General features: G+C 66.8%; 7 protein-coding genes. 2 read left to right on the plus strand and 5 right to left on the minus strand.

Annotation, left to right across the window (positions count from 1 at the left end):
• The 5 genes from QZ753_RS15605 to argE all read right to left on the minus strand — a co-directional run.
• On the minus strand, positions 1-383 hold a 383-nt coding region (locus tag QZ753_RS15605; protein WP_294644897.1), incomplete at its 3' end, for an isocitrate/isopropylmalate family dehydrogenase.
• Positions 384-394: 11 nt separating this feature from the next.
• The gene (locus tag QZ753_RS15610) at positions 395-1,861 is read right to left on the minus strand and encodes an aldehyde dehydrogenase family protein (RefSeq protein WP_294644899.1); all 1,467 of its coding nucleotides are present in this window, start codon (positions 1,859-1,861) and stop codon (positions 395-397) included.
• A gap of 94 nt (positions 1,862-1,955) precedes the next feature.
• Positions 1,956-2,312, minus strand: a complete 357-nt coding sequence (locus QZ753_RS15615; RefSeq protein WP_294644902.1) for a cupin domain-containing protein — start codon at positions 2,310-2,312, stop codon at positions 1,956-1,958.
• Between the two features lie 22 nt (positions 2,313-2,334).
• The gene (locus QZ753_RS15620; protein WP_294644903.1) at positions 2,335-3,270 is read right to left on the minus strand and encodes a glyoxylate/hydroxypyruvate reductase A; all 936 of its coding nucleotides are present in this window, start codon (positions 3,268-3,270) and stop codon (positions 2,335-2,337) included.
• Positions 3,267-4,388, minus strand: coding sequence for an acetylornithine deacetylase (gene argE, locus QZ753_RS15625; RefSeq protein ID WP_294644905.1), 1,122 nt, complete (start codon positions 4,386-4,388; stop codon positions 3,267-3,269). Before argE ends, QZ753_RS15620 begins: the two co-directional genes overlap by 4 nt.
• 82 nt (positions 4,389-4,470) lie before the next feature.
• Between argE and QZ753_RS15630 the strand changes: the two genes are divergently transcribed.
• Positions 4,471-5,511, plus strand: coding sequence for a GNAT family N-acetyltransferase (locus QZ753_RS15630; RefSeq protein ID WP_294644907.1), 1,041 nt, complete (start codon positions 4,471-4,473; stop codon positions 5,509-5,511).
• Positions 5,512-5,958: 447 nt separating this feature from the next.
• Positions 5,959-7,291: IS1182 family transposase (locus QZ753_RS15635; protein ID WP_294644909.1), on the plus strand; the 1,333-nt coding region annotated here is incomplete at its 3' end.

Genomic DNA, 7,291 nt, shown 5'->3' on the forward strand with positions numbered 1-7,291 from the left:
CGGATGCAGAGGATGTCGAAGCCTTGCCGGCGCAACGGGCCCTCGACGCCCGGCAGAAGGCGGTGCGGGCGGATGTTGGCATATTGCCGGAAGGCCTTGCGGATCGGCAGGAGGAGGCCGTGCAGCGAGACGGCGTCGGGCACGGCAGCCGTCCCGCCGACGGCGCCCAGCAGGATCGCGTCGAAGCCCCGCAGCGTCTCGATCCCGTCCGCCGGCATCATCGCGCCGGTCTGCCGATAGAAGTCGCAGGACCAGGGAAAGCGGGTCGCCGAAAGCTGGAAGCCATGCAGTGCGCCCGCGCGCTCCAGCACCGTCCAGGCCGCATCCACCACGGGCAGGCCGATCCCGTCGCCGGGAATGAGGGCGATCCGATAAGTCTTCATTGTGCCATCCATCACAGGTCGATCAGCACGCTCTTGGATTTCCGGTTGGCGAGATATGCCTCGCGCCCGAGGTCCTTGCCGATGCCAGAACTCTTGTAGCCCCCGGTGGGCAGAATGTGGTCGCGGGAGCGATTGTAGCGGTTGACCCAAACAGTGCCCGCCTGCAGCGCTCGCGTCAGCCGCAGCGCGCGGGACAGGTCCCTCGTGAAGAGCCCGGCCGCCAGTCCATAGGTCGGATGGTCGGCGAGCGCCATCGCCTCTTCCTCCTCGCGGAATGTCTGCATGGTTAGGACCGGTCCGAAGATCTCCTCGCGCACGGCAGGCGAGTCATCGGTCACGCCGGACAGGAGCGTCGGCTTGTAGAAGTACCCTTTCCGCTCGATCGCACCACCGCCGGTGCGGCACGAGGCGCCCGTCGCGACGCTGCGCTGTACGATCTCGTCGATCCGATCGATCTGGCGGCGCGAGATGATGGGGGAATACCGCGTGGCGGCCTCCCAGGTCGGGCCGGGTCGGATGTCGGCCATGTGCCGGGCGATAGCCTCGGCAAAGGCCTCCGCCACCTCCTCCGCCACGATCAGCCGGGAGCCGGCGACGCAGGCCTGCCCCGCGTTCGACAGGATGCCGCGCGTCACGGCGGCGGCCGCCAGCTCAAGATCGGCGTCGGCGAATACGAGTTGCGGGCTCTTGCCGCCGAGTTCCAGCGTCATCGGCTTGACGCCGGTGCGGGCGATGTTCTCCATGATGGCAGCACCCGCCGCCGTCGAGCCGGTGAATGACACCTTACCGATGCCGGGATGGCCGGTGATCGCTGCGCCTGTGGTCGGCCCGTCGCCGAGGACGACGTTGACGAGCCCCGCCGGAATGCCGGCCCGCACGGCCAGTTCCGCCATGTAAAGGGTCGAGAACGGCGTCATCTCGGAGGGCTTCAGCACCACGGCGTTGCCGGCGGCCAGCGCCGGGCCGAGCTTCCATCCCGCCATCGAGATCGGAAAGTTCCAAGGCGTGATCGCGCCGACGACGCCGTAGGGCTCGGATAGCGTCATGCCGAAGGAGGTGCCGGCGGTCGGAACGACGTCGCTTCCCTCCTTGTCGGCGAACTCGGCGAAGAAGCGGATCTGTTCGGCGGTGATCGCGATGTCGCCCTCGATCAGCTGGGCGATCGGCCGGGTGGAAGACACGGCTTCGAGGCGAGCAAGGTGCCCGGCCTCCGCCTCCATCAGGTCTGCCCAGGCTTGGATGGCCCGGACGCGCTCGCGCGGGCGCACCTCGCCCCAGCCGCTCGACTTCAGCGCCGCCTTGGCGGTCTCGACCGCTTCATCCACGAGCGCGGGACCCGCCACGGGGCATTCTCCGTAGGGCTGGTCGTCGGACGGCCGGCGCATGGGCAGCCCCGGCCCCTCGGCCGCGATCCGCCTCCCGCCGACGAAATGGTGGTAGGACAGGTCAAGCGCATTCGGATCGAAACTCAGGTCCATGGGGCACCTCGCTGGAAGTTCGGGCATGGCACGCCTCGAGGGTCTGAATTTGCAGGCCCCCGAGGCGAGGCGTCGGACAAGGTCGCGAGGGCGCCTATTCGTAGACGCAGACGTAGATCTTGCGCACCGTCTCGATTGTGCGCCACACGCCGACGAAGCCCGGCTTCATCACGAAGCTGTCCCCGGCCCGGTAGGTGCGGGTCTCGCCGCCCGTCTCCTCGATCTCGATGATCCCGGACAGGATGTGGCAGAACTCGAAGGTCGTGCCCTTGATCGAGTGGGTCTCGCCTGGCGTAGCTTCCCAGATGCCAGACTTGACCATGCCGTCGCGCGCGTCGTCGAGCGCCCACGTCTTGAAGGCGGGAGAGCCTGAAATCAGCCGCTCCGGTAACGGCAGCGCTTCCTTCGGCGCAAACTGCGGATCGGTGTCGAGGGTGACGAGAAGCGACATGGGATATCTCCTTGTTTTGGGATCAGTAGCCACGCGTGCGATCGACGAGCCCGTTCATGGGCTGGCCGGACACGTGGCGGCGAATGTTGTCGATGACGGCGCGAGCTGCCGTCTCGGGCTGGGTGACGCTCGCCACGTGCGGCGTCACCACAACCTTGGGATGGCGCCATAGGGGATGTCCGTGCGGCAAGGGCTCGGGATCGGTGACGTCGAGCACGGCCGCCGACAGGTGATCCGCGTCGAGCGAGGCGAGAAGCGCATCGGCGTCGAGCTGCGGTCCCCGTCCGACGTGGACGAGCGACGCCCCCGGCGGCAAGGCGGCGAAGAGTTCGGTATTCAGGATGCCGCGGGTCTCGTCGGTCAGCGGCAGCAGGCAGACCAGCACATCCGTGCGCGCGAGGAAGGCGGCCAACTGGTCGCCTCCGTAGAAGCACATGACGCCGTCGATCGACCGGGGTGAACGGCTCCATCCCACCAGCGGGAAACCGAACGGGGCTAGCCGCTCCATCGCCGCCTGCGCCAGGACGCCGAGCCCGAGAAAGCCGACGCGGCGCCCTTCCGCCCGGCGCGGTGGCCGGGCCTGCCAGAGTTCACGGCGCTGCTGGCCGGCATAGGCAGGCCAGTCGCGGTGCAGTGCCAGGACGGCGAGCGCGACATATTCCTGCATCATGCGGACGATCCCGTCCTCGACCATGCGCACCACCGCGACATGCGCCGGCAGCCCAGACGTGTCGAACTGATCGACCCCCGCACCGATCGAGAACACCACCTCCAGTCGCCGGAAGCGGTGGAGGCGTTCGGGTACCTTCCAGGTTATGAGGTAGCGAACGTCGTCCGGCTCCACGGCATCCATGTCGTCGGCGAAGGCAAGGTCCGGCAGGTCCCTGGCGAAGGCGTCCCGGAACACCGCAGCTCGCGCGGCGTCTGAGTTGAACAGGAAGACGGGACGCCTGCTCATGCGCAGCACCGCTCGCCGAGCGCCAGGATCATGGCGAGACAGTCGGCGAGTTCGCCGCGCGTGATGTATTCGTCGGGCTTGTGGGCGCGATCGATGCTGCCGGGCCCGCAAATGATCGCGTCGAGTCCCGCTTCCTGGAAGAGGCCCGCCTCGGTCCCGTAGCTAACGGCTGGAAGGGGCGTGCGACCCGTCAGGTCGGCGACGAGCCCGGCCAGCGCACTGTCTCCGGCCAGCGCCAGCGCGGGGTAGGCCGAAAGCTCCTGCCAGTTCGTGCCAAAGCCCTCGGCCTCCAGCGCCGCCAGCCGCGTCCGGACCGGCTCGAGCAGCGCGCGAGGAGAGACGCCGGAAATGGCCCGTACCTCGATCTCAGCGGCGCATCGATCCGGGATGACGTTGAGTGCCCGCCCCCCGGACACAACCCCAACCTGGAGCGAGGAATAGGCGGGTTCGAAGCGCGCGTCGAAGGGCCCGACCTCGAGCGAGCGCCCGTGTGCGATCGCGTCCGCCAGGACGCCGGTCATGGCATGGACCGCGTTGCGCCCGAGGTCGGGCCGCGACGAATGACCCGCGAGCCCGGTCACCTCCAGCCGCGCCGCCGCCTTCCCCTTATGGGCGAGCACGCCCCGCAGGCCGCTCGGCTCGCCGACGATGACGCCGAGCGGGCGTCGGCAGAGCTCGGGCAGCGCGGCGATCATGTGAGGCACGCCGCGGCACCCCGCCTCCTCGTCGTAAGAGAAAGCGAGATGGACGGGCCGCTTGAGGTCCATGGTCGCGAGCGCCGGCAGCGCCGCGAGCGCGCAGGCGAGGAAGCCCTTCATATCCGTCGTGCCGCGGCCACAGAGGCGCTCGCCCTTTGCCGTCAAAACAAACGGGTCCGTGGTCCAGCCCTCTTCACCCGCCGGCACGACGTCGGTATGCCCCGACAGGACATAGCCCGGTGCGTCGGCGGGCCCGATCGTTACGAACAGGTTGGCCCGATCGCCTTCAGGCCCCGGCAGCACCCGAACGGCGGCGTCGTGCGAGCAGCAGTACTCGGCGATGCGTTCAGTGATGGGCCCGTTCGGCATGCCGACGACGGAAGGAATGGCGACGAGCCACGCCAGAATGTCTTCCACCATCGTCCAGGCCCCCGGTCTCGTTGGGGCGACCTTAGGGGTGATGGGATAGATTTCCCTGCCGCTTCGTGCGGAGCTTTGGCCGATGATGTTGAAACCGACCCCGAAAGCAGCGGAAACTTTTGCCTACAAGTCGCCATTCTGCGCTTGTTCAGAATCATGGCATCACTTCGCTGTCGCACCGGGCTCCAGCAGCGGCCCGCCTGAACCGATTGACCGGACTGCTGACGGGGGAGCCATGTCGGCGATGCGGGATACGATGCAACTACAGTCGTTCGACTTGGCTACGCAAGACATCTCAGGTGTGGATCTCGAGGCCCTTCATGCTCTGTCCCTCAGCGTCGGCTGGCCGCATCGTCGCAGCGACTGGGAGCTTCTTCGATCGTTGGGGCATGGAGCGGCAGCCCTCGACGAAATCGGGCGGGTGTTCAGCTCTGCCATCTGGTTTGATCACGGCCAGAGCTTAGCGACGATCGGTATGGTCATCACCTCCCCCCGCGTCCAGACCCATGGCGGAGGCCGCTGGATGATGGAGCGCATCCTTCGGGAATGTGGCGAGCGGTCACTGATGCTCAACTCGACCCGTGCGGCCTATACACTTTATCTGTCGCTCGGATTCGAGTTCCAGGCTCTCGTGACGCAGATGCAAGGCATAGTCCGTCCGGCGCCAGACGGGCCCGGGCCGGACGGCGGTGCTGTCGAGGACCTGACCTTGGCCGCCTTCTCGGATCTCTTCGCGCTCGACCGGGCAGCCTTCCGCGCCGATCGCTCCCGTATCCTGACACGTCTCGCTCCTCTTTCGCGGATCGTCGGCATCTATCGGGAGCAACGGCTGGAAGGATACGCGATGCGACGCGCCTTCGGCCGTGGCACCGTGATCGGACCGGTCGTGGCGCAGAGCGAGGACGACGCCATCTGTCTCGTGCGCCCACTGCTCGCCGATCTCGGCGGACGCTTCGCGCGCCTGGACACACGCCACCCCGACGGACCCTTTGCCGACTTCCTTAAAGCATCGGGCCTCAAGCTGTTCGACTCGGTGAGCACGATGACCCGTGGCACGTCGCTCGCTCGCACGGAGGTCGGCAGGCCTGGCATCTACGCGCTAGCCGCACAACCTTTAGGATAGTGAGCAATTTGCGACTAAGTTGGACCTGCATCACCGCCATTCGGACAATCGACGCACGGCGACAGGCTTCCGTTCTTGCACCGCACTGACGTTTGCAGGACGGACGCAGAACCGGCTGTGTCCTCGTTACCTTGGAGTAGCTCTCTCAGGAACGCGTGACTATCACCTGCGCCTTGCTACCGGATTATGAAGTAGGCGAAGCCAGTACGTCGACATTCATGGCTTCGCGTGCACGGCAGTGGCCGGCATCACCGCATCTTCCACGCATGTAAATGACGCAATCGGGCCGAAAGCCGACCGGCAGCTTTCAAGCAGGCCGACCAGAAAGCCGCCATCCCGGTGTCGACCCTGGCTGTGTCAAAACCCTGCGCGTGCTATTCTCGTCGGTGTTGACCGGAGGGTGGCATGAGACGCTTCGTTGTCGGTGCCGATCGCGAATAAGCGACGCTGTTTCCACCCTGCCTCGAAGACTGGATCGCAGATGACAACCCAGTCCGGGTGATCGATGTCTTCGTCGATGTGCTGGATTTGAGGTCCCTCGGCTTCGAGGGTGTCGAGGCGGATGCGACGGGACGGCCCGGCTATCATCCTTCGGCTCTTCTGAAGCTTTACGTCTACGGCTACCTGAACCGCATTCCCTCCAGCCGGCGGCTGGAGCGCGAGGCAGTCCGCAACGTCGAGGTCATGTGGCTGACGGCTCGGCTGTCGCCCGATCACAAGACGATTGCCGAGTTCCGCCGACAGAACGGCTCCGCCATCGGGCGCGCCTGTGCTCGCTTCGTGGCGCTATGCCGCGAGATGGGCCTCCTGAGGGGCACGCGTGTCGCGATCGACGGCTCGAAGTTCAAGGCGGTCAACAACCGCGACCGCAACTTTACTAAGGCCAAGCTCGAGCGGCGCCGTGAGCAGATCGAGGAGAGCGTGTCGCGCTATCTTTCTCAGCTCGACACTGCTGACCGCCAGGAGCCGACGCCCGAACTCGCCGCCAAGGTCGCTCGATTGAAAGAGAAGATCGCCCGCCTCGGCCAGGAGATGGAGCGTCTCGCCGGACTGGGGACACAGATGGCGTGCGCGCCCGATCGTCAGGTCTCCTTGACCGATCCGGACGCCCGCTCGATGGCGACCAGCGGACGCGGGTCGGGCATGGTGGGCTACAACGTCCAGGTGGCGGTGGACACCGAACACCATCTGATCGTGGCGCACGAGGTCACCAATGTCGGATCGGACCGGGCGCAGCTCAGCGGCATGGCACAGCAGGCCAAGCAGGCGCTCCAGGTCGATCGGCTCGAGGCTGTGGCCGACCGGGGCTACTACTCCGGCGAGGAGATCCTGGCCTGCGAGCGCGCCGGTATCGCCGTCACTCTACCTCGTCCCATGACGTCCGGCGCCAAGGCGGCGGGACGCTTCGGCAAGGAAGACTTCCAGTACCGCCATGACGAGAACGCCTACCGCTGCCCGGCGGGCGAGACGCTCCCTTACCGATACACGACGGTCGAGAATGGCATGACGCTCAGCCGCTACTGGACGAACGCCTGCCAAGCCTGTCCGCTGAAGGCGGACTGCACGACCGGCAAGGAGCGGCGCGTCACGCGCTGGGAGCATGAGGACGTCTTGGAGACCGTGCAGCGCCGACTTGATGCCGATCCACAGGCCATGCGGGTGCGGCGCGAGACGGTCGAGCATCCGTTCGGCACGCTGAAGGCCCGCATGGGCGCCACCCACTTCCTGACCCGGACGCTGCCGCGCGTGTCGGCCGAGATGGCGCTCCAGGTTCTGGCCT

Origin of the sequence: uncultured Aureimonas sp. (genome assembly GCF_913775355.1) — a bacterium.
Classification (GTDB): domain Bacteria; phylum Pseudomonadota; class Alphaproteobacteria; order Rhizobiales; family Rhizobiaceae; genus Aureimonas.